The following is a 21,089-nucleotide window of genomic DNA, read 5'->3' on the forward strand; positions in this document are numbered from 1 at the left end:
GAGGTTGGAGACTGTTGAGAAAAATTATTGTAGGTTCTAGGAGAAGTAAGCTAGCTTTAACTCAAACAAATTGGTTTATCAATGAGTTAAAAGCTGCTGGTGTACCATTTGAATTTGAAGTGAAGGAAATTGTGACGAAAGGTGATCAAATTTTAGATGTGCAGCTATCTAAAGTAGGTGGTAAAGGGCTTTTCGTAAAAGAAATTGAACAAGCACTTTATGACAAAGAAATTGACTTTGCTGTTCATTCTATGAAGGATATGCCTGCAGTACTGCCTGAAGGATTAGTAATTGGCTGTATTCCACCACGTGAAGATGCGCGTGATGCATTTATTTCAAAAGGACATGTGAAATTTGCCGATCTTCCAGCAGGAGCTGTTGTTGGGACAAGCTCTCTTCGTCGTAGTGCTCAACTTTTAACAGTCCGTCCGGATATAGAAATTAAATGGATTCGTGGAAATGTGGATACACGTTTAGCTAAACTTGAAACGGATGAATACGATGCTATTATTTTAGCAGCAGCTGGACTAAAACGCCTTGGCTGGAGCGATGATGTAGTTACTGAGTTTTTACCTGTTGAAGATTGTCTACCAGCAGTAGCACAGGGCTCTCTAGGTATTGAATGTCGTGGAGACGATACGGAGCTATTAACAGAATTAGGTAAGTTAACAGATAGCATTACATGGCAAGAAGCGCATGCAGAACGTGCTTTCCTAGCTGCTATGGATGGAGGCTGTCAAGTACCTATCGCAGGATACGCAAAGTCTAATGGGGAAGAAATTACATTAACTGGACTTGTTGCTGCCCCAGATGCTTCAGTTGTTTATAAGGAAACGGTTGTGGGCACTGATGCGGAAGCAGTTGGAAAAGAGCTTGCTGATATTTTAACGAAGCAAGGTGCTTTTGATTTAATTCAACGAGTAAAGGCAGAGCAAGATGCAAAATAATTTACCTTTAGAAGGTAAAACTATTATTTTGACAGGTACATCTAAAACGACAACAATAATAGATGATATTACAGCTTTAGGTGGCCAAGCAGTAATTGCCCCATTGATTGAAACTTGCGAGCTGATCAATAGAAATGATGATATGCAACTAGAGTTAGCGCGTCAATTTGAATGGCTCATTTTTACGAGTCAAAATGCTGTAGAAGCTTTTGCTAGTAAGATGCGCCGATTTAGCGTAAATGCAGCGCATTTTCCAGGGAAAATTGCTTCAATTGGTACTAAAACTACTACAGCCCTAGAACAGCTAGGATTCCATGTGAGTTTTATGCCTACTATATTTAGTGCAGATGTATTTGTTCAAGAATTTCCTAGTGTAGCAGGTAGCAATCCTACATGTCTATTTATTCGTGGAGAAAAAGCGAAAAAGACATTGAAGGAAGGGTTGCCCTTTAAATTGAAGGAATGGACAGTTTATCAAACGATTGAGCGACACGACCAAAAGCAATTATTGATTGAATGTATCCGCGCGAATAGCGATGTCACAGTGATTTTTGCTAGTCCTTCCGCTGTTGACGTCTACGCCAAGGATGTAGCTTCGGTAATTGGTTGGGAGGCAGTACGTGTAGCTGTAATCGGTCATATTACTGAAGCAGCTATTTTGAATCACGGTGCTATTGTGGATGTTATGCCGAGCGTATATACAATGCAAGCAGTCATCGAGGAAATAACGAAAGTAGGAGAAAGAAAATGACAAAATTACAATTTCAAAGACATCGTCGTTTGCGTGCAAATGCTGCCATACGATCAATGGTAAAAGAAACATACTTACACAAAGAAGATTTAATTTATCCAATCTTTGTTATTGAAGGCGAAAACATTAAAAATGAAGTATCTTCTATGCCTGGAGTTTTTCAATTTTCATTAGATAAACTTGAAGCTGAAATTGATGAAGTTGTTGCTTTAGGTATCCCTGCGGTTATTTTATTTGGCTTACCTGCAGAAAAAGATGCAGTTGGAACTGGTGCATTCCATGATCATGGTATTGTGCAAGAAGCAACACGACTTATTAAAGCTCGCTACCCAGAGCTTTTAATCATTGCAGATACATGCTTATGTGAATTTACAGATCACGGACATTGTGGCGTAATTGAAGGCGATCAAATTTTAAATGATCCTTCATTAGATGTTTTAGCACGTACAGCAGTATCACAAGCAAAAGCCGGTGCGGATATCATCGCCCCTTCTAATATGATGGATGGATTTGTGGCCGCCATTCGTGCAGGTCTAGATGAAGCAGGCTTTGAAAATGTTCCGATTATGTCATATGCCGTAAAATATGCTTCTAGCTACTATGGTCCGTTCCGAGAAGCTGCTGATGGTGCGCCTCAATTTGGTGATCGTAAATCATACCAAATGGATCCATCGAATCGTATAGAGGCATTTCGTGAAGCAGAGTCGGATATTGCAGAAGGTGCAGATTTCTTAATTGTTAAGCCAGCTCTAAGTTATTTAGATATTATTCGTGATGTAAAAAATAACTATACATTACCGATTGTTGCCTATAACGTTTCTGGTGAATATGCAATGATCAAAGCAGCGGCTATTAATGGTTGGATTGAGGAGAAAAAAGTAGTGCTTGAAACGTTACTTAGCATGAAACGTGCAGGCTCAGATTTAATCATTACGTATCATGCTAAAGATGTTGTACGTTGGTTGGAGGAGAAATAAATGACGCGTTCTTACGAAAAATCAAAACAAGCTTATGCTGAAGCAATTAACTTAATGCCTGGTGGTGTTAGTAGCCCAGTACGTGCATTCAAATCCGTAAATATGGATCCAATCTTCATGGAATCTGGTCACGGTGCTATTATTAAAGACATTGACGGCAATGAATATATTGATTATGTATTATCATGGGGACCTCTTATTTTAGGTCATTCACATCCTGAAGTTGTACAAGCAATTGCAGAAACAGCAGCGAAAGGCTCTTCGTTTGGAGCACCTAGCTATACAGAAAATCGATTAGCCAAATTAGTGTTAGATCGACTTCCTGGTATGGAAATGATTCGCTTCGTGTCTTCTGGTACAGAGGCTACGATGTCTGCTTTACGTGTGGCTCGTGGTGTTACAGGACGCGATAAAATTTTGAAATTTGAGGGTTCTTATCATGGTCATGGAGATTCCTTACTAATTAAGGCAGGCTCAGGGGTAGCTACATTAGGCTTACCTGATAGCCCAGGTGTCCCAGCGGATATTGCACGTAATACGTTAACAGTAGCGTACAATGATTTAGAAGGAGCAAAACTAGTTTTCGAAAAGTTTGGTTCAGAGCTTGCGGCAGTGATTGTTGAGCCAGTCGCAGGGAATATGGGTGTTGTACCTCCACTACCAGGCTTCCTACAAGGCTTACGTGAATTAACAAAGGAACATGGATCATTGTTGATTTTTGATGAGGTTATGACAGGCTTCCGTGTTGACTATGGCTGTGCGCAAGGTTATTTTGATGTAACACCAGATATGACAACATTAGGGAAAGTAATTGGCGGTGGACTTCCTGTCGGTGCATTTGCAGGGAAAAAGGAAATTATGGAGCAGGTAGCACCAGCTGGTCCAATTTATCAAGCTGGAACATTGTCAGGGAATCCATTAGCAATGACGGCAGGCTATGAAACATTATCTCGCCTTGATAATAGCTCTTATGAATACTTCAAAAAGCTAGGAGATCAATTAGAGTCTGGTTTCCGTGAAGCAGCAACGAAATACAATATTCCGCATACTGTAAATCGAGCTGGTTCAATGATAGGTTTCTTCTTTACGAACGAAGATGTTATAGATTTTGCATCAGCAAAAACGTCTGATTTGCAATTATTCGCTGAATACTTCCGTCTAATGGCAGAGGAAGGTATCTTCTTACCGCCATCTCAATTTGAAGGTTTATTTATTTCTACCGCACATACAGAGGAGCATATCGCAAAAACAGTTGATGCCTTCCATAAAGTATTTGCACAATTAGCAAGATAATAGACAGTTACAAAATAGCATGCTAGAAATATTTTCTGGCATGTTATTTTTTGTTTAAGTAATACGATATGTCTTTATCGGGGTCATCATCAAAACGAGTGTTGATTTCCGTTCCGGCTGGGCGCTTTGTAGCTGCCGCTTCGCTTTCGCTACAGAAAACATTTGTAGCTGCCGCTTCGCTTTCGCTACAGAAAACATTTGTAGCTGCCGCTTCGCTTTCGCTACAGAAAACATTTGTAGCTGTCGCTTCTGCTGATCCCCAAGGAGTCGCCTAGCCCTCACTCCAATCAACTTATTTGCATAGTAGATGTTTTAACAAAAATCATCCACAGCTTTTGGTGATGATCCATTTTTACCCGTTAAATGACAATGAATGTATGATCGTTACCGTTTGAAAAAATTTTTATTAAAATTATAACTTTCAGCATAGCCAAATTGTGGGCGAAATCGTATATAATATAGCTATTCGTAAAAGAAAGTAGTGAATTGATATGGCCACTGGCACACATATGGTCGAAGTACCCGTAGGAATTGAAAATGTATGGGATTTCGTCAGTGATATGGAAAAATGGGCAAAGCTTGTCCCAGGTTATAATGCACATGAAATGATTGATGAAAAACATTCAAATTGGACGTTTAAAGGCAATGTTGGTGTTCTGAAAAAAACAGTACAAGTAGAGATTACTATTTTAGAATGGGTAGCTCCTACAAAAGTAACATTCGAATTAAAAGGACTTTCTGATAACTTTTCAGGAAACGGTTATTTCCTAGCAGAAAGTATTGATGCAGAAAATACAAAAATGACAGGCTTCTTAGAAGTAACTGCAGGGGGATTAGCCGGTCCGGTTTTAAATCCAATCTTTAAGCCGATTGTACCTAAAGCAACACAAATGTTAACAGACCGTGTAGCAAATAAAATTAAATTGGTGAATGTATAATAATACTGTTAACTTCTTTCAGCGAATGTTCAAACGCTCGCTGAAATAGGGAACTCAGGCTAAAAACTTCACATCCTGTGAAAACGCCTGAGTGACCAACCTCAGTGCTGTTGCCGCTGACGCTTCGCTTTCGCGCAAAACACTTTTGTTAGCCCAAAGCACTGTCATGGAATCGGCCTTGTAAAAGCAAATTCCAGACGAATAGCCGAGGCATAACATAATTGAAATAAACAGTAAAAAGGCATGCTAGACGTTCTAGTATGCCTTTTTTAGGCTCATTATTGGGGCTGATTCCCATTACGGCCGGGCGCTCCCCTTGGGAACAATACAAAATCCGAATGCATTGTATATCTTCGTGAAAACAAAAAGTAACAGCTATATTTTTAGTCCAAGACGAAATTACTTAATCATCCTATAGCATACTATCCTTCGAAACTTCATATGATGCAAGGGGAGGGATTATTATCGAACAGAAAACTTGGAATATGAGTGAAACTTTTTGTTTTCCTGGTTATGGCAGTCCAACAGAAATAGCAGACGTACAAATTATGCCACGGTGGCAGACGATGCAGTTAGAAGATTCTCTACGTTTAATGGGTATCTATCATATTACAGCGCATGTTCGTTTTGATTTTCAAGACATGAAAGCTTTCCTTGATGATGAAGAATTAGTACAAATTGATGCACTCGATATTCAAGGGGATACTGGTTATTTTGAGTATGCAGTTCCTTTAAATGTAGATTTACCAAAGGAAGCATCTATTGAAGATTTAATGGTAAAAGATGTTCGACCTAAATTGATGAATCAGATGTGTCAGCTCGAATGGACGGTTACTAGTATTTTTAATGAGCCTGAGCCAGCATTCGCTTTAGAAAAACAGCCTGTTACTGTCAATGCCTTAGCTCAATTAGAGAAGGGATCCCCTATAAAAGAAACAGCAGCTGTAGTAGCTTCGATTCAAGAAGAAAAACCTGCGGCTGTTGTTGCTTCGGCACAAGAAGAAAAAACTATAGCTGTAATGGCTTCGACACAAGAAGAAAAACCTGCAGCTGAAGTGGCTACGGCACAAGTAGAAAACTCTACAGTTATAACAACATCAGAACAAGAGGGAAAATCGGTAACATTTAACAAGGAAAAGTCTGAAGCAATAGTAGCTTCAGACAAAAAAGAAAAGACTGCACCAGCTGAGCAAAAAACAATATTGAGGGAATCCTCAAGTCATATTGTAGTCCGTGAATCCAGCTCCTGGCATGAAGTTCCATCGATGATTTGGGATTTAACGGAAGATTATACACCGCTAAAGGTTCGTGTTTCAAATGACTTCATTCAAAAGTAAATAGCATAGAAGTAGCAGGAGCAATAAGATGATGAAATCTCCAGATGTTGGAATGATGATGACACGTATAAACTGAAAAACACAAATTGGTACAATTATCGTTTTGCAATAAAAACGAAATTGTCGTAACCATGGTGGTAAAAGCCAAGGATTATACTTACGTCGTCGCATTTGAATTTTCACTTCCTTTTCTAGTAGTGCTTCCTAAAAATGACTAAATCACTTGAAAAAATGCACGATTTTGCGGTACAATGTGAAAAAGTCGAATATAGATGCTATGACAGGGAAGAGTAAATTATTAGTACATTTTAAGAGAGGAAACGGTAGCTGAAAAGTTTCTATTTGTACCTAATTGAATGTAGCCCTTGAGCAGCTTTAGTGAACTAACAGTAGTTAAAGCCGGTTAAACACCGTTACCGAATTGAGAGCCAGTAGTAAAAGGTTTAAGCGAGTAGTACATTTTTTCTGATGAAATGTGTGGCAGCTTAACTCACCTCTGCTGGAATTAAAGGTGGTACCGCGAATTTAAACTCCTTCGTCCTTTTAGACGTTAGGAGTTTTTTTTATTTTCATCAATCTTCTGGTATATGTGCCTCTAGCTGAGACATAAAAACAGAACAATTGGTACGATATCACACCGGTAAAATTATTAAGTCAACAGGAGGAGTCAAAATGACAGAAAACATTTCAATGCCTACAAAATATGATCCACAGTCCATTGAAGCGGGTCGTTATGAATGGTGGTTACAAGGGAAATTTTTTGAGGCGCAGCCTACAAGTAATAAGGAGCCTTATTCTATCGTTATTCCACCGCCGAATGTAACAGGTAAATTACATCTTGGTCATGCTTGGGATACAACATTACAAGATATTTTAATTCGTATGAAGCGCATGCAAGGTTACGATGCACTGTGGTTACCAGGAATGGACCATGCAGGTATTGCAACACAGGCAAAAGTAGAGGCCAAACTACGTGAAGATAATATGTCACGTTATGATTTAGGGCGTGAAAAATTCCTAGAAAAAACATGGGAATGGAAAGAAGAGTATGCTGGGCATATTCGCGATCAATGGGCGAAGCTTGGTCTTGCATTAGATTATTCTCGTGAGCGTTTCACACTAGACCAAGGTCTTTCCGATGCAGTTAAAACTGTTTTCGTTCAATTATATGAAAAAGGCTTAATTTATCGCGGTGAACGCATTATTAACTGGGACCCTGCTGCAAAAACAGCCTTATCAGATATTGAAGTTATTTATCAAGATGTTCAAGGTGCATTCTATCATATGAAATATCCATTAGCTGATGGGTCAGGATTTGTGGAAGTTGCAACTACACGTCCTGAAACAATGCTAGGTGACTCTGGGGTAGCCGTTCACCCGAAAGATGAGCGCTATCAACACTTAATCGGTAAAACAGTTATTTTACCAATCGTTGGCCGTGAAATTCCTATCGTAGCAGATGACTACGTAGATATGGAATTTGGGACTGGTGTTGTAAAAATGACACCAGCACATGATCCTAATGACTTTGAGGTTGGTAATCGTCACAACCTTGAACGCATTCTTGTTATGAATGAAGATGGTACAATGAACGAGCTTGCTGGCAAGTATAACGGTATGGATCGCTTTGAATGCCGTAAGCAAATCGTAGCTGATTTACAAGAATCGGGCGTGCTTATTCGTATTGAAGAGCATACACATTCAGTAGGTCACTCTGAACGTTCTGGTGCTGTTGTAGAGCCGTATCTTTCAGCACAATGGTTCGTAAAAATGCAACCACTAGCAGATGCTTCACTTGCTCTTCAAAAAGATGAAGAAGGAAAAGTGAACTTCGTACCATCTCGTTTTGAAAACACATATTCTCGCTGGATGGAAAACATTCGTGACTGGTGTATCTCTCGTCAGTTATGGTGGGGTCACCAAATCCCAGCTTGGTATCACAATGAAACAGGTGAAATTTACGTAGGAAAAGAAGCACCAGCAGATGCAGAAAATTGGACACAAGATGAAGACGTTTTAGATACATGGTTCTCGTCAGCACTATGGCCATTTTCTACAATGGGTTGGCCAGATGAGACAAATGAAGAATACAAACGTTACTATCCAACAAGCACACTTGTAACTGGTTATGATATTATTTTCTTCTGGGTTTCTCGTATGATTTTCCAAGGTCTTGAATTTACAGGTCAACGTCCATTCAAAGATGTTTTAATTCACGGTTTAGTACGTGATGGTGAAGGACGTAAGATGAGTAAATCACTTGGCAATGGTGTAGACCCTATGGACGTTATTGATCAATATGGTGCCGATTCATTGCGTTACTTCTTAGCTACTGGATCTTCACCTGGTCAGGATTTACGCTATACAACTGAAAAAGTAGAAGCCATTTGGAACTTCTCTAACAAAATTTGGAATGCCTCTCGTTTTGCTTTAATGAACATGGAAGGTATGACATTTGATGAAATCGACTTAACTGGTGAAAAATCAGTTGCCGATAAATGGATTCTAACTCGTTTAAATGAAACAATTGAACGTGTAACATCTCTTGCGGAACGCTACGAATTTGGCGAAGTTGGCCGCGAGCTTTATAACTTTATTTGGGATGATTTCTGTTCTTGGTATATTGAAATGGCGAAGTTACCATTATACGGTGAAGACGAAGCAGCTAAGAAAACAACTCGTTCTATTTTAGCTTACGTTTTAGATCAAACGATGCGTCTATTACATCCATTCATGCCATTCATTACAGAAGAAATCTGGCAGCACTTACCTCATGAAGGTGAATCAATCACAGTGGCAGCATGGCCAACTGTACGTATGGATCTTCATTTTGCTGAGGAAGCAGACAATATGAAGCTCCTAATGGATATTATACGTTCAGTACGTAATATTCGTGCGGAAGTAAATACACCTATGAGCAAAAAAGTGCCGCTATACATTTCAGCGAAGGATGTTGCAACGGCTACAGTACTTGAAGCCAATAAAGCCTATTTAGAAAAATTCTGTAATCCAGAAACGCTAACAATTGGAGAAAATTTAGAAGCTCCTGGTCAATCGATGACAGCAGTAGTTACTGGAGCTGAACTATTCCTACCGCTTGTTGGACTTATTAATCTAGAAGAAGAGATTGCTCGTCTTGAAAAAGAATTAGAGAAGTGGGCAAAAGAAGTCAAACTTGTAACTGGTAAGTTATCGAATGAAAAATTCGTGTCCAAAGCACCAGAAGCATTAGTTAATGCAGAACGTGAAAAATTAGCCGATTATGAAAGTAAACATGCGGTTGTATTAAAACGTTTAGAAGAACTGAAAAATATGTAAGATTGAGACAGCGGATGGCGAAAGTCATCCGCTGTTTTTTATATGCAACAAAAGATTGATCATGTGGGAGCACTATTTGTGCACAACAACTGCAAAAGTATTTTATTCAAAGTACAAGAGTTTTTTCGAAATATATGTGTATTGTGCGTTACTTATACTAAAATAGAGATATTGTAGTAAGAGGGAGTGTTTCTTTTGTTTAAAACGATGCAAGAATGTACAGATTTTATTTTTACGTTAAAGGCAGTTGATTATAAACGTGCACCGCTCGTATTAATGCGAGAGGTATTAGCACTTCTTAATAACCCACAGGATAGGCTACGAGCTATCCATTTAGCTGGCTCAAACGGCAAGGGATCAACCGTGAATGCGCTGAGAGAAATGTTACAACATGCTGGCTATAAAGTTGGCGCCTTTACTTCACCCCATTTAGAGCGTGTTAATGAACGTATGACTATTAATGGAATTCAAATTTCTGATGAACAATTTCTACACTATATGAACAACATTGCTGAGATTATTGAGACACATTATGATGGTGACTTTCCGAGCTTTTTTGAAGTTGTAACACTTATTATGTTCCAACATTTTGCGGATCAAGAAGTAGATATTGCGCTGATTGAAACAGGACTGGGTGGACGTTTAGACGCTACGAATGTCATAACGCCCTTAATGTCAATTATTACAACGATTTCACTAGAACATACTGCGTTTTTAGGCGATACATTAGCAAAGGTAGCGTTTGAGAAGGCGGGCATTATTAAAGAAAATATACCTGTTGTAGTGGGTGTTAAAAATGCGGAGGCACTTACGGTTATCGAAGAGGTAGCAAATGAGCGTCATGCCCCATGTCTTGTTTTAGGGAAGAACTTTACGGTTGAAAACATTGAACAAGGTACTACTATACAGCACTTTAATTATCGAAAAGAAAATGTGGAGATGGTAGCTGTCCCATTGAAAATGGCTGGGCAGCATCAAATAAATAATGCAAGCCTTGCGATTACAGCAATCCTGACGTTAAGAGAGAATGGAGCCATTGACATTTCAGATGAATCAATTCGTCAAGCTCTGGCAAAAGCTCAGTGGGCTGGCCGATTTGAACAATTACCGGGCAATATTATATTAGACGGAGCACATAATTCTGAAGGAACTACCGCACTAATTCAAACGCTTAAAACGGTCTATCCACGCCAAAACTATCGATTTATATATGCAGCACTATCGGATAAAGATCATGCGAAAAGTATTGCTTTAATGGATAGTATTGCTACATCCATTGCATTTACACAAATTGAGCTACCAAATGCTATGCCTGCTGATCAATTAGCTGCATTATCTACAAATACGAACAAAATGTATAATGCGCAATGGCGTGACATAGTGCAAACGATGCTACACCAAAGAAATAAGAATGAGGATGTTATCGTCATTACAGGCTCATTGTATTTTATAGCTGAAATACGACAATGGCTTCAGGGGGAACAACGATGATTCCAAAATTGAATAGCTACAAGGAAAAGTGGAATGTTCAGAGTGATAATGTTATTAAACCTGGTCTAACTGCGATTGAAGAGGCATTAGCACGAGTAGGTAATCCAGAAAACAAATTGCAAGTCGTGCATTTAGCAGGGACTAACGGTAAAGGCTCTACACTTACATTGCTAGAATCTATCGCCAAAGAACATGGCTTACGTGTTGGTAAATTTATGTCTCCTTGTATTGTGGACGTACATGACCAAATTCAAGTAGCGGGTCAAGCTATTACAGAAGCGGAAATGAATGATGTATTTCAACAAATGCAGACTGCCGGACTAAGTGGGAAACTAACAGATTTCGAACTTTTAACGGTTGCAACATTTTTACACTTTGTCGCTAGTGATGTGGATATTGCCCTTATTGAAGCAGGAATGGGCGGCTTACTTGATAGTACGAATGTGGTTACACCAATTGTGTCAATCATACCGAGTATCGCATTAGAGCATACGAATTTTTTAGGAACTACGATTGAAAGTATTGCCCGTCATAAAGCAGGAATTATTAAGCCGTATCGTCCAGTTATTATCGGGGATCTACCGTTAGAAGCGAAGAAATTAATTTATCAGGAAGCTCAAAAAAAGTATGCAGCCGTTCTTGAACTAAATCATCAATTTTATGTGGAACAAGAGCAAGGTGGGGAGAGCTATATGCATAAAGGCAATGGCTTCCATGTAACGAAGCTTACGCGCACAATGAAGGGGGCCCATCAGGCAAATAATATGGCACTAGCTATTACAGCCTTTCTTGAAGTGGCGACCGCTTTAGAGTTACAAGTTAGTGCAGAGGCTGTTCAAAAAGCTGTGAAAAACGCAACTATTTTAGGACGTTTTGAAGAAATTATGCCTTATATTTTTTTAGACGGTGCGCATAATCCAGCGAGTGCTAAAGAATTAATCGCAACGATTAAGCAAGAGTTTCCAAATGAGCAGATTACTTTTGTAATTGGTATTCTTGCGGATAAGGCTGTAAAAGAGATTTTGCAGCAATTCGAGCAGGTAAGTGATTGTTTTTATTTTGTTGATTTCAATAATCCCCGTGCGATGGCTGCTCACAATATGCTTAAGCTGTCGAATGCTTCTCATAAAGCAATTTTAGAGGATTATGGACAATTTTTAAAACGACAGTCAGAAAACAAATCGAGAACGATTGTCTCGGGTTCGTTGTATTTATTAACTGAAGTACGAAGTAGATTAAAAAATATTTAACATCTAGTTTGAGTGAACAATATATTTGCAGTAAAAAATCAGGTACTCATTAAAAATGAGTCCTGATTTTTTAAATTTAGTGTGAAAAATAATTCTTTAATTTTTGGGTACTCCGGTCTTTCCATTTATTCTCGTTTAATCGAAAATTTCTTCTTGGTGAAAATGATTAAAAGCGCCCAGTCGGAACGCAACCATTGATGCTCTATTCCCTTTTTTTGTAAAAGTTAATCTTACAAATAGTAGAGTAAAGAATCTACCTCTTTTTTATAGTAAAACTTTCATAGCAAAAATATTTAAATTTCAAGTGAAACATCGAAAATAACTATTAAATCAAAATATAGTAAATTCGCATTTACACATTCTTTTATACATATACTTATATATCAAATTGTAACAATACCGTCTTGTCTAAATTGACTTTGATATGTTAAAGAAAGAGGTGATGATTGAATGAAAATTGTCAGTCATGTGATGAAAAAACAAGTATTTCGAGCGATGATTATTGGAGGAATAGTTGGACTTTTTGGTGTAGCCCTTTTTTTAGGTATTCTTCAAGCAAGTACTAAATTTTCTTTAAAAAATGATAACACTGAGGTAGCCACTAAAAGTAATAATGCTAATTCATCAAAAGAAACAATTCCGACAGCAGGAGGAGCAACGAACGGACCGATGTTTTTTGCAAGTCAAGCAGGGGTCTATTCAAATTATGAAAGTGCAAGCTCGTTTGTAGCTGAACATCCTTCATTAAAAGAAAGTGCCATTGTCGAGGTTGACGGAAAATTTTATGTTTGGACAAGTATGGTTACAGATGAAAGTCAGCTTGTCTTTTTAAAAGATCCCCCAACATTTAAAAAAGCATTTACTTTAAGCGGTGACAGTTGTAAGGAGGCAACGATTGCAGAACTTCCATCTGTGCTAGCTGACAAAAATGCAACAAAATTAAATTTTAAGGATAAATCGAAGGATTCTACGTTGCCTGCTGATTGGCAATCTATTGGAGCGGCAGCCTCGTCTATTTCAACAGATATTAGCATCGTTCGCTTACAAGTTCTTGCCCATTACAAATCGAAAAATGCTTGTCTTCAAGTGAAATTTTAAGTACAAAAGATGATGAAATTAGCATTATCTTGATATTTAGAAAATTTTCAAATCCAACATTCTCCGTTATGATAACTAATAAGGAGGAATGGTCAGATAATGTTTAAAACAAATCACAAGCTAGTGCTAGCTTCAGCTTCACCACGACGAAAGGAATTGCTTGCAATGCTATCACTGCCATTTGACATAATAACTAGTGAAGTAGAAGAGACAAGCGTCCAGGCAACTACAATGCAAGATTATGTGAAAGGTGTAGCTCTATTAAAAACACGTGATGTGGCGAAAAAAGCCCCAAAAGCCACGATTATTGGAGCAGATACGATTGTTGTTTATGATGATGAGTTACTCCATAAACCTAAAAATCGTGAGGAGGCAATTTCTCACTTATTGCGCTTATCAGGTAAGCGTCATGCGGTCATGACAGCTGTTGCCATTATTGAGCCTAACGGTAATGAAACTACATTCGTCGAAGAGACAAATGTTGTTTTTCATTACTTATCGCAAGAGCTCATTGAAGCGTATGTAGATTCGGGAGATCCTTTCGATAAAGCAGGTGGTTATGGCATTCAAACTGCTGGAACCCTTCTAGTTAAACGAATCGAAGGAGATTATAACAATGTAGTCGGCTTACCACTTGCAGCGTTGTTTACGTATTTGATAGCACTTAATATTATCCAATTTGCGAAGGAGTGAAGCTTTTTTGCCAAATGATGTTTTACCAAGGACGATGATACGAGACGTTAATATAGAGGATCGACCACGTGAAAGACTTCGGAGACAAGGAGCGATGAGTTTATCGAATCAGGAGCTGCTGGCGATTTTACTAAGAACAGGCACGAAAGAAGAATCTGTTCTTGTACTTGCAAATCGTGTTCTAAGCGTTTTTGAACGTTTACATCATTTGAAACATGCAACAATAGAAGAAATGGTTGCTATTAAAGGGATTGGTGAGGTCAAAGCCATTCAATTATTAGCAGCAATTGAACTCGGTAGACGTCTCGCACAGAAATATAACGATGAAAAATATACGATTCGTTCACCGGAAGATGCAGCTGCCTATTTAATGCCTGATATGACCTCACTGAATCAGGAGCATTTCGTAGTTCTTTTTCTGAATGTGAAAAATCAAATTATTCATAGACAGACGATTTTTATAGGCAGTCTAAATGCTTCAATCGTCCATCCTAGGGAGATTTATCGCGAAGCTGTAAAAAGATCAGCGGCTGCTATTATTTGTGCTCATAATCATCCTAGCGGGGTTCCAACACCTAGTGATGAGGATATTGAAGTGACGAGAAGAATTTTAGAGGCTGGTTATATTATAGGCATTGATTTAATTGATCATCTTATTATCGGTGATCATCAGTTCATTAGTTTGAAAGAAAAAGGATATTTTTAACTTCTTTTAGCGGGTGTCAAACATCCGCTGAAAGAAGTTAAAGCCTCCGGAGATGTCACGCAATTATGCCGGGGCATAATGGAGCTCTGCAATATATTTTGCAGGGTTTTTTTATTTCCTTAGATAAAATAATCAAATGGCTTTTATTATTTTAAAAATAAATATTTTGTATTATTTTGCGGTAAAGTAAAATTAATAGCGAACCTTTTTTGATAGAAAACGTTACTGTATTCGTAGAAATGTCTATAATATTCACAAAAATTGGTAGCCTATTACACGTTGTCTTACAAGAATAAAAATTATATGCTAATCTATACATACTATTTTTGTTTGGGTGGGAATTAAAATAGTATCTTTTCCGCGAGAAGAGGTATGTGGCACTACAAATTCTTGCGTTTTTCCGTTATAATGAACGGTATGATTTTATTTTTATTCAGAAAAAGACTCTCACTCCAACAGGTGTGAGATAAATGAGTGTGTAGTTTTTTTTCAGTAGGTGTCCAACACCGGGGTGAATGAAGATAGAGACTCGGGGGGTAAATACGCCTGAGTGTAGTTGATGTCAACGAAAGTATGGCTTAAATAGAAAGGGAGTACACAAATTGTTTGGATTAGGAAGTAAAGATGTCGGGATTGACCTTGGCACAGCGAATACATTAGTGTTTATTAAAGGGAAGGGAATCGTTTTACGCGAACCTTCAGTTGTAGCAAAAAATACAAAAACGGGAGATATTGTTGCAGTTGGTAATGATGCGAAAAATATGATTGGTCGTACACCTGGGTCAATCGTAGCAATCCGTCCTATGAAAGATGGCGTTATTGCTGATTTTGATATTACTACAGCAATGATAGAATACTATTTAAAAGAAGCTTGTAAAAATTCTGGTGGCAATTGGAAAAAACCGAATGTTATGATTTGTGTGCCTTATGGTATTACATCGGTTGAACAACGTGCGGTTATTGATGCTGCTCGCCAAGCAGGCGCTAAAGAAGCATTTACAATTGAAGAGCCATTTGCAGCGGCAATCGGTTCGAACTTACCAGTATGGGATCCAACAGGGTCAATGGTCGTTGATATCGGTGGTGGTACAACAGAGGTAGCGGTTATTTCATTAGGTGGTATTGTAACAAGTGAATCCGTGCGTGTTGGCGGGGATGCAATGGACCAATCTATCATTTCTTATATTCGTAAATCATATAACTTAACAATTGGTGAACGTACTGCAGAAGCAGTAAAAATGGAAATTGGTACAGCATTGGCTGAGGGTCCAGAAGAAAGAATGGAAATTAGAGGACGCGACCTTTTAACAGGGTTACCGAAAACGATCGAAATTTCTTCGCAGGAGATTTCTGAATCTTTACGTGAAGCGGTAGCATCTATTATTGATGGTGTTCGAAAAACCCTTGAACAAACACCTCCTGAATTATCTGCAGACGTAATGGAACGCGGAATTGTACTAACAGGTGGTGGTGCGTTATTAACGAATTTAGACAAAGTCATTAGCCAAGAAACTAATATGCCAGTATTTATCGCAGAAGATCCACTAGACTGTGTTGCTATTGGTACAGGTAAGGCTCTAGAGCATATTGATTTAATTCGTCAACAACAAGTTAAAGGGTAAGGGGGTTTAGGCAATGCCACATTTTTTTTTCAATAAGAAATTAATTTTGCTACTCGTAGGCATGGTTTTTCTTGTGGCATTGATTAGCTTCTCATTACGTGAACGGACGAATGCAACTTTACCAGAGCAAATTATTAAAGACACTGTCGGCGTCGCACAATCTATTGTTGCGAAGCCGGCGAATTATATTACTGGTGTTTTTAATAGTATTGATTCCCTCTTAAACACGTATGAAGAAAATAAACGTTTAAAAGCACGCTTAGATGAATTTGCAGCCGTACAAGCTGAGGCATCGGACTTGAAATCTGATATTAAAAAGTTTCAAGAGCTTACGGACAAATCGGAAAGTTTAAAAGCTTATGATCCGATTCATGCCACAGTTATTGCTAGAAATCCTGACCAGTGGGAACAGAAGATTATTTTAGATAAAGGATCTTCACATGGTGTAGAAAAAAATATGGCAGTTATGACAGCAAAAGGGTTAGTTGGTAAAGTTGTTTCAGTGACACCCTTCACGTCTGAGGTAGAGCTTTTATATACTGATAAATCAAACTATCGTGTTTCTGCGATGGTTCAAGGAGATCATCAAGCATACGGTTTAATTGAGGGCTATGATAAAGAGCGTAATGAACTCATCATGAAGCGAATCGATTCAAGTTTAACAATTAAAAAGGGTCAGCAAGTTGTTTCATCAGGACTCGGCGGTATTTTCCCTAAAAATGTGCCAATCGGAGAAATAACTGAAGTAAGTACAGATGATTTTGGCTTAACAAAAATGGCCTATGTTAAACCAGCTGCTGATTTTTCAATTTTAGACTATGTTGTTATTGCTAAACGGTCCGCTACCGTAATAGATGGATTTGATAGTAATAAATCTGTTGATAATACATCGAACAAGGATTTAACACATCCACAAAAGGGTAAAGAGGAGGCGGAATAATGGTTCGGTTTCTCATCCCCTCTGTGGCAGTTTTACTATTTTTGGTAGAACCGGAGTTTGCTATGTTTTCACCGATTGAAGTGAAAGGGCAAATCTTTTATTTAGTTCCGAGATTTTTAATCTTATATTTAATATTTATATCCATCTATTACAGCCGTCAGCGAGCGGTAATGTATGGACTTTTTTTTGGTGTCTTGTATGATGTGTTTTACATTGATATTATTGGATTATATTCAGTACTGTTTCCGCTTATTTGTTTTATAGCAGGGTCTATTGTGAAAGTTATTCATCAGCACTTAGTTGTGACAACGACGATTTCAGTTGTTTTAGTAGCAATTTTAGAATTTATACTCTATCAATTCTTCTATCTTATCGACTTTACAACGATCCCATTATCGGAATTCTTACGTTCACGACTGCTGCCAACGATCATTGCAAATGCATTGTTTTTAATGATTCTTGGTTGGGCCTTCAAGTATCTAATTAATGCGCGTGTCTTGCAGAGAGCACGTGAAGTTTCTTAATAAAGAGCAACGTGAGGTGAGGCATTCATGAAAAAACAGTTAGTTAATATGAAGGGAACAAAGGATGGATTTGTTCTTCGTTTAGACGATCAATGTGCGTATGTCGATTTAGTAGAAGAGCTTAAAAAGAAAGTGTCAGAAAGCGGTATCGATAGTAAAGTAGATGTACAATTATATTTGGGCTATCGATACTGTTCTGCTGAACAAATCAAAGAGCTTATTAAAATTGTTCAGGAAACTGAGCAACTAATTGTTTCAAAGGTGCAAAGTGAAGTACTGACTGTCCATGAGAGCAACCAGAAAAGGATTGAAAGTCAACAAGATACATATATTGGTGTGGTCAGATCGGGTCAAGTTCTGCGTTCGTCAGGAGATATTATTATCGTAGGGAATGTCAATCCGAACGGACGTGTAGAAGCGGGTGGCAATGTGTATGTCCTAGGTAAACTCAAGGGCATTGCGCATGCTGGTGTTCATGGTAATAAGGAGGCAATCATTGCAGCATCTCTTTTTGAAGCCACACATATTATGATTGCTGATCAGGTTCAGGCAATGTCGGACGAGCATGTAAAAGCAATTAAACATGAAGAGATGACTTGTGCATTTATTGGCTTGGATGGACGCATTACGTACGATCAAATTCACGCGTTAAAAAATATTCGACCATTATTAAATGTGTCTAAGGGAGGTAGCTAGTGTGGGAGAAGCGATCGTCATAACTTCAGGTAAAGGCGGTGTCGGAAAAACAACGACAACGGCTAACCTGGGGACTGCATTGGCTCTACAAGGTAAGAAAGTATGTTTAGTAGATACCGATATTGGACTTCGTAATTTGGACGTCATTTTAGGTCTTGAGAATCGGATCATTTATGATTTAGTAGACGTTGTTGAAGGGCGCTGTAAGATTCATCAAGCGTTAATTAAAGATAAACGTGTAGATGAGAAACTATTTTTATTACCTGCTGCTCAAACAACAGATAAAAATGCTGTTAAACCTGAGCAGATGAAGAGCTTAGTAGAAGAATTAAAAAGAGACTATGACTATGTTTTAATAGACTGTCCAGCGGGCATTGAACAAGGCTATCGCAATGCTGTTGCTGGTGCAGATCATGCAATAGTTGTAACAACACCAGAAATCTCTGCCGTTCGTGATGCAGATCGAATTATTGGCTTGCTCGAACAGGAAGAAATTACTGCACCTAAACTAATTATTAACCGCATTCGCCAGCATATGATGAAAAGCGGTGATACGTTGGATGTTAATGAAATTACAACACATTTGTCAATCGATTTATTAGGGATCATCGTAGATAATGAAGGGGTTATTTCCTCTTCCAATAAAGGTGAACCAGTAGTAATGGATCCTACTAATAAAGCATCTCTAGGCTATCGTAATATTGCCCGTCGAATTCTTGGCGAATCTGTGCCACTTATGGCCATTGAAGATGAAAATAGAGGTGTATTTTCAAAACTAAAAGCGTTATTTTCTAAATAATCATCAGCCTTTTCGTGCATTTGTACGAGAAGGTTTTTTTCTTGTGCATGAATGGACATGCAATCTCATATAGTGTGAAAAAAGGATGAGGGCTTGTTTAAAAAATGGAAATGGTTGGTCACAATCCTGCTTGTGGCCGCAATAATGCTTGTAATACGTTTAGAGGATCAAGGTGTATTGGAAACACCTGTGAGGAAACTTGTTACAACATCAGCAGATTTAACCTACTTAAGTGAGCTCGGACAAAGCTGGCTAAATAAAGAGGATACAACAATTTTAGTTTCGAGTGATGTTGGGCAAACTGAACTATTATCATTTGCCAATGCGCAAATTTTTAAGGAAGGTTTTTTATTGCAATATGACATGGGCCTACCGGTTTATGCTGGGAAGAATGGACTTGTCGTTTTTACTGGCCATACAAAATATACCGGTAAGACAATGACAATAAGCTATGATGATGGTACAACAGTATCCTATGGTATGCTGGATAGTTTAGCACAACTTCCATATACAACGGTGCAGGCAAACGATTTAATCGGCATGAAAGAGGCGGGACAACTCTATATTTCGATTGAAAAAGATAAGACACAATATAGCTTAGAGCAGATTGTACAGTGGCTTGAAACAGCGGCGTCCAATGAAAATTAAACTACATCTTCTATGCATCCCTCTCGTATTTTTAATGATTTTTACTGGCCAAATTGCTTATTACGCCATTGTTTTATCTTCGTTATTATGGCATGAGGCTGGTCATTTGTTCATGGCAATGCTTTGTGGCGTAAAAGTAAAATCATGCGTTATTGCACCTTACGGAGGGGAAATAGAATTTGAAAATCCAGCGGTTGTGCCTGCAACGTCACTCCTTTGGATTGCCTTAGGGGGACCAATCGCTACAATATTAGGGATTGGCCTCGCTTTTTTTATGCCAGAACTGCTTGCTACTAAACTTATTAATGTGCAACTTGTGCTATTAGCAGTAAATGTTTTACCGATTATTCCGTTAGACGGTGGTAGAGTATTTTTAGCGTGCTTATTTTTATTCAATCCAAGTGTTCGTGCGTTTGAATATTACTACTGGTTTTCTCTTCTAATTGCCTTTATACTATTCATGGTATCTTTATGTTACCTTCCACAATCTATTTTTTTAGCAATTTTATGTTTATTTATATGGCTTCAAGTGTTTAAGGAATGGAATTATCGAAAATATCGTTTAGCATTTGAGAAATATGTAATGAATAGATTGACTTAAAAAAAATCTTGTGGTAATATTTTAATGTTATTGTTTGTAGCACCTGTGCTACTGCAACCGCACTGGAAAGGTTTAAGTATCGTAAGATCACCTTTATAAACAGGCGAGTCTGAGTCTAAGAGGAGGTGCAGTAAAATGTACGCAATTATTGAAACTGGTGGTAAACAAATCAAAGTAGAAGCTGGTCAAGAAATCTATGTTGAAAAATTAGGTGTAGAAGCTGACGAGGTTGTAACTTTCGATAAAGTTTTATTCGTTGGTGGCGAAAACGTTAAAGTTGGAGCTCCATTCGTAGAAGGCGCTACTGTAACAGCTAAAGTTGTTAAAGAAGGCCGTGCGAAAAAAATCGTTGTTTTCAAATTGAAAGCTAAAAAGAACTACCGTCGTAAACAAGGTCACCGTCAACCTTACACAAAATTAGTTGTTGAAGCTATCAACGCTTAATTGTGAGGTGTAGCGA

The 21,089-nt window shown here is 38.3% G+C and carries 21 protein-coding genes and 2 other annotated features; of the genes, 20 read left to right on the plus strand and 1 reads right to left on the minus strand.

Features of this window, described 5'->3' with window-relative positions:
* Window positions 1-14 precede the first annotated feature (14 nt).
* From hemC to hemL, 4 genes are read left to right on the plus strand one after another with little or no spacing between them, the layout of a single operon-like run.
* Complete coding sequence (hemC, locus tag PVA17_RS05275) at window positions 15-947, plus strand: hydroxymethylbilane synthase (protein WP_132357005.1); 933 nt, start codon at window positions 15-17, stop codon at window positions 945-947.
* Window positions 937-1,698, plus strand: a complete 762-nt coding sequence (locus PVA17_RS05280; protein WP_274067098.1) for a uroporphyrinogen-III synthase — start codon at window positions 937-939, stop codon at window positions 1,696-1,698. The genes hemC and PVA17_RS05280 overlap by 11 nt, the downstream gene beginning before the upstream one ends.
* Window positions 1,695-2,675 carry a porphobilinogen synthase gene (gene hemB / locus PVA17_RS05285; protein WP_274067099.1) on the plus strand — a complete coding sequence of 327 codons (981 nt, stop codon included), beginning with the start codon at window positions 1,695-1,697 and terminating at the stop codon, window positions 2,673-2,675. The genes PVA17_RS05280 and hemB overlap by 4 nt, the downstream gene beginning before the upstream one ends.
* Window positions 2,676-3,968 (plus strand): glutamate-1-semialdehyde 2,1-aminomutase, encoded by a 1,293-nt coding sequence (gene hemL, locus PVA17_RS05290; RefSeq protein ID WP_132357002.1) that lies wholly within the window; start codon window positions 2,676-2,678, stop codon window positions 3,966-3,968.
* 54 nt (window positions 3,969-4,022) lie between these two features.
* On the opposite strand, the gene PVA17_RS05295 is transcribed toward hemL, so the two are convergent.
* A complete protein-coding gene (locus PVA17_RS05295; RefSeq protein WP_274067100.1) occupies window positions 4,023-4,250 on the minus strand; it encodes a hypothetical protein in 228 nt (75 codons plus the stop codon).
* Window positions 4,251-4,459: 209 nt separating this feature from the next.
* On the opposite strand from PVA17_RS05295, the gene PVA17_RS05300 reads away from it, so the two are divergent.
* The 16 genes from PVA17_RS05300 to rplU all read left to right on the plus strand — a co-directional run bounded on the left by PVA17_RS05300 (window position 4,460) and on the right by rplU (window position 21,073).
* Window positions 4,460-4,906 carry an SRPBCC family protein gene (locus PVA17_RS05300; protein ID WP_132357001.1) on the plus strand — a complete coding sequence of 149 codons (447 nt, stop codon included), beginning with the start codon at window positions 4,460-4,462 and terminating at the stop codon, window positions 4,904-4,906.
* 485 nt (window positions 4,907-5,391) lie between these two features.
* On the plus strand, window positions 5,392-6,243 hold the full coding sequence (locus PVA17_RS05305; protein WP_274067101.1) for a valyl-tRNA synthetase: 852 nt from the start codon (window positions 5,392-5,394) through the stop codon (window positions 6,241-6,243).
* Between the two features lie 268 nt (window positions 6,244-6,511).
* Window positions 6,512-6,789, plus strand: a binding site (T-box leader).
* Window positions 6,790-6,915: 126 nt separating this feature from the next.
* Window positions 6,916-9,561, plus strand: a complete 2,646-nt coding sequence (locus PVA17_RS05315; RefSeq protein WP_274067102.1) for a valine--tRNA ligase — start codon at window positions 6,916-6,918, stop codon at window positions 9,559-9,561.
* A 195-nt stretch (window positions 9,562-9,756) separates the two neighbouring features.
* Window positions 9,757-11,052 (plus strand): bifunctional folylpolyglutamate synthase/dihydrofolate synthase, encoded by a 1,296-nt coding sequence (locus tag PVA17_RS05320; RefSeq protein WP_483308003.1) that lies wholly within the window; start codon window positions 9,757-9,759, stop codon window positions 11,050-11,052.
* Window positions 11,049-12,302 (plus strand): bifunctional folylpolyglutamate synthase/dihydrofolate synthase, encoded by a 1,254-nt coding sequence (locus tag PVA17_RS05325; RefSeq protein ID WP_274067104.1) that lies wholly within the window; start codon window positions 11,049-11,051, stop codon window positions 12,300-12,302. The genes PVA17_RS05320 and PVA17_RS05325 overlap by 4 nt, the downstream gene beginning before the upstream one ends.
* Window positions 12,303-12,752: 450 nt before the next feature.
* Window positions 12,753-13,400, plus strand: a complete 648-nt coding sequence (locus tag PVA17_RS05330; RefSeq protein WP_132356996.1) for a hypothetical protein — start codon at window positions 12,753-12,755, stop codon at window positions 13,398-13,400.
* A gap of 99 nt (window positions 13,401-13,499) precedes the next feature.
* Window positions 13,500-14,093: a Maf family protein gene (locus PVA17_RS05335; RefSeq protein ID WP_132356995.1), complete on the plus strand. Its 594-nt coding sequence runs from the start codon at window positions 13,500-13,502 to the stop codon at window positions 14,091-14,093.
* Window positions 14,094-14,127: 34 nt separating this feature from the next.
* Window positions 14,128-14,799 carry a RadC family protein gene (radC, locus tag PVA17_RS05340; protein WP_132357282.1) on the plus strand — a complete coding sequence of 224 codons (672 nt, stop codon included), beginning with the start codon at window positions 14,128-14,130 and terminating at the stop codon, window positions 14,797-14,799.
* A 602-nt stretch (window positions 14,800-15,401) separates the two neighbouring features.
* Window positions 15,402-16,421, plus strand: a complete 1,020-nt coding sequence (locus tag PVA17_RS05345; RefSeq protein ID WP_132356994.1) for a rod shape-determining protein — start codon at window positions 15,402-15,404, stop codon at window positions 16,419-16,421.
* A 13-nt stretch (window positions 16,422-16,434) separates the two neighbouring features.
* The gene (gene mreC, locus PVA17_RS05350) at window positions 16,435-17,361 is read left to right on the plus strand and encodes a rod shape-determining protein MreC (RefSeq protein ID WP_274067105.1); all 927 of its coding nucleotides are present in this window, start codon (window positions 16,435-16,437) and stop codon (window positions 17,359-17,361) included.
* Complete coding sequence (gene mreD, locus PVA17_RS05355; RefSeq protein WP_132356992.1) at window positions 17,361-17,885, plus strand: rod shape-determining protein MreD; 525 nt, start codon at window positions 17,361-17,363, stop codon at window positions 17,883-17,885. Before mreC ends, mreD begins: the two co-directional genes overlap by 1 nt.
* 27 nt (window positions 17,886-17,912) lie before the next feature.
* Entirely contained in the window at window positions 17,913-18,581 is a 669-nt protein-coding gene (gene minC / locus PVA17_RS05360) for a septum site-determining protein MinC (RefSeq protein WP_132356991.1), read from the plus strand.
* A 1-nt stretch (window position 18,582) separates the two neighbouring features.
* Window positions 18,583-19,380, plus strand: a complete 798-nt coding sequence (gene minD, locus PVA17_RS05365) for a septum site-determining protein MinD (RefSeq protein WP_132356990.1) — start codon at window positions 18,583-18,585, stop codon at window positions 19,378-19,380.
* 93 nt (window positions 19,381-19,473) lie between these two features.
* A complete protein-coding gene (locus PVA17_RS05370; RefSeq protein WP_274067106.1) occupies window positions 19,474-20,028 on the plus strand; it encodes a M23 family metallopeptidase in 555 nt (184 codons plus the stop codon).
* Window positions 20,018-20,629 carry a zinc metalloprotease gene (locus PVA17_RS05375; RefSeq protein ID WP_132356988.1) on the plus strand — a complete coding sequence of 204 codons (612 nt, stop codon included), beginning with the start codon at window positions 20,018-20,020 and terminating at the stop codon, window positions 20,627-20,629. Before PVA17_RS05370 ends, PVA17_RS05375 begins: the two co-directional genes overlap by 11 nt.
* A 45-nt stretch (window positions 20,630-20,674) precedes the next feature.
* Window positions 20,675-20,750: a sequence feature (ribosomal protein L21 leader region), on the plus strand.
* 14 nt (window positions 20,751-20,764) lie between these two features.
* Window positions 20,765-21,073, plus strand: a complete 309-nt coding sequence (gene rplU / locus PVA17_RS05380; protein WP_036124117.1) for a 50S ribosomal protein L21 — start codon at window positions 20,765-20,767, stop codon at window positions 21,071-21,073.
* The last annotated feature ends 16 nt before the right edge of the window (window positions 21,074-21,089 follow it).

The organism is Lysinibacillus sp. CNPSo 3705 (assembly GCF_028674935.1).
Taxonomy (GTDB): domain Bacteria; phylum Bacillota; class Bacilli; order Bacillales_A; family Planococcaceae; genus Lysinibacillus.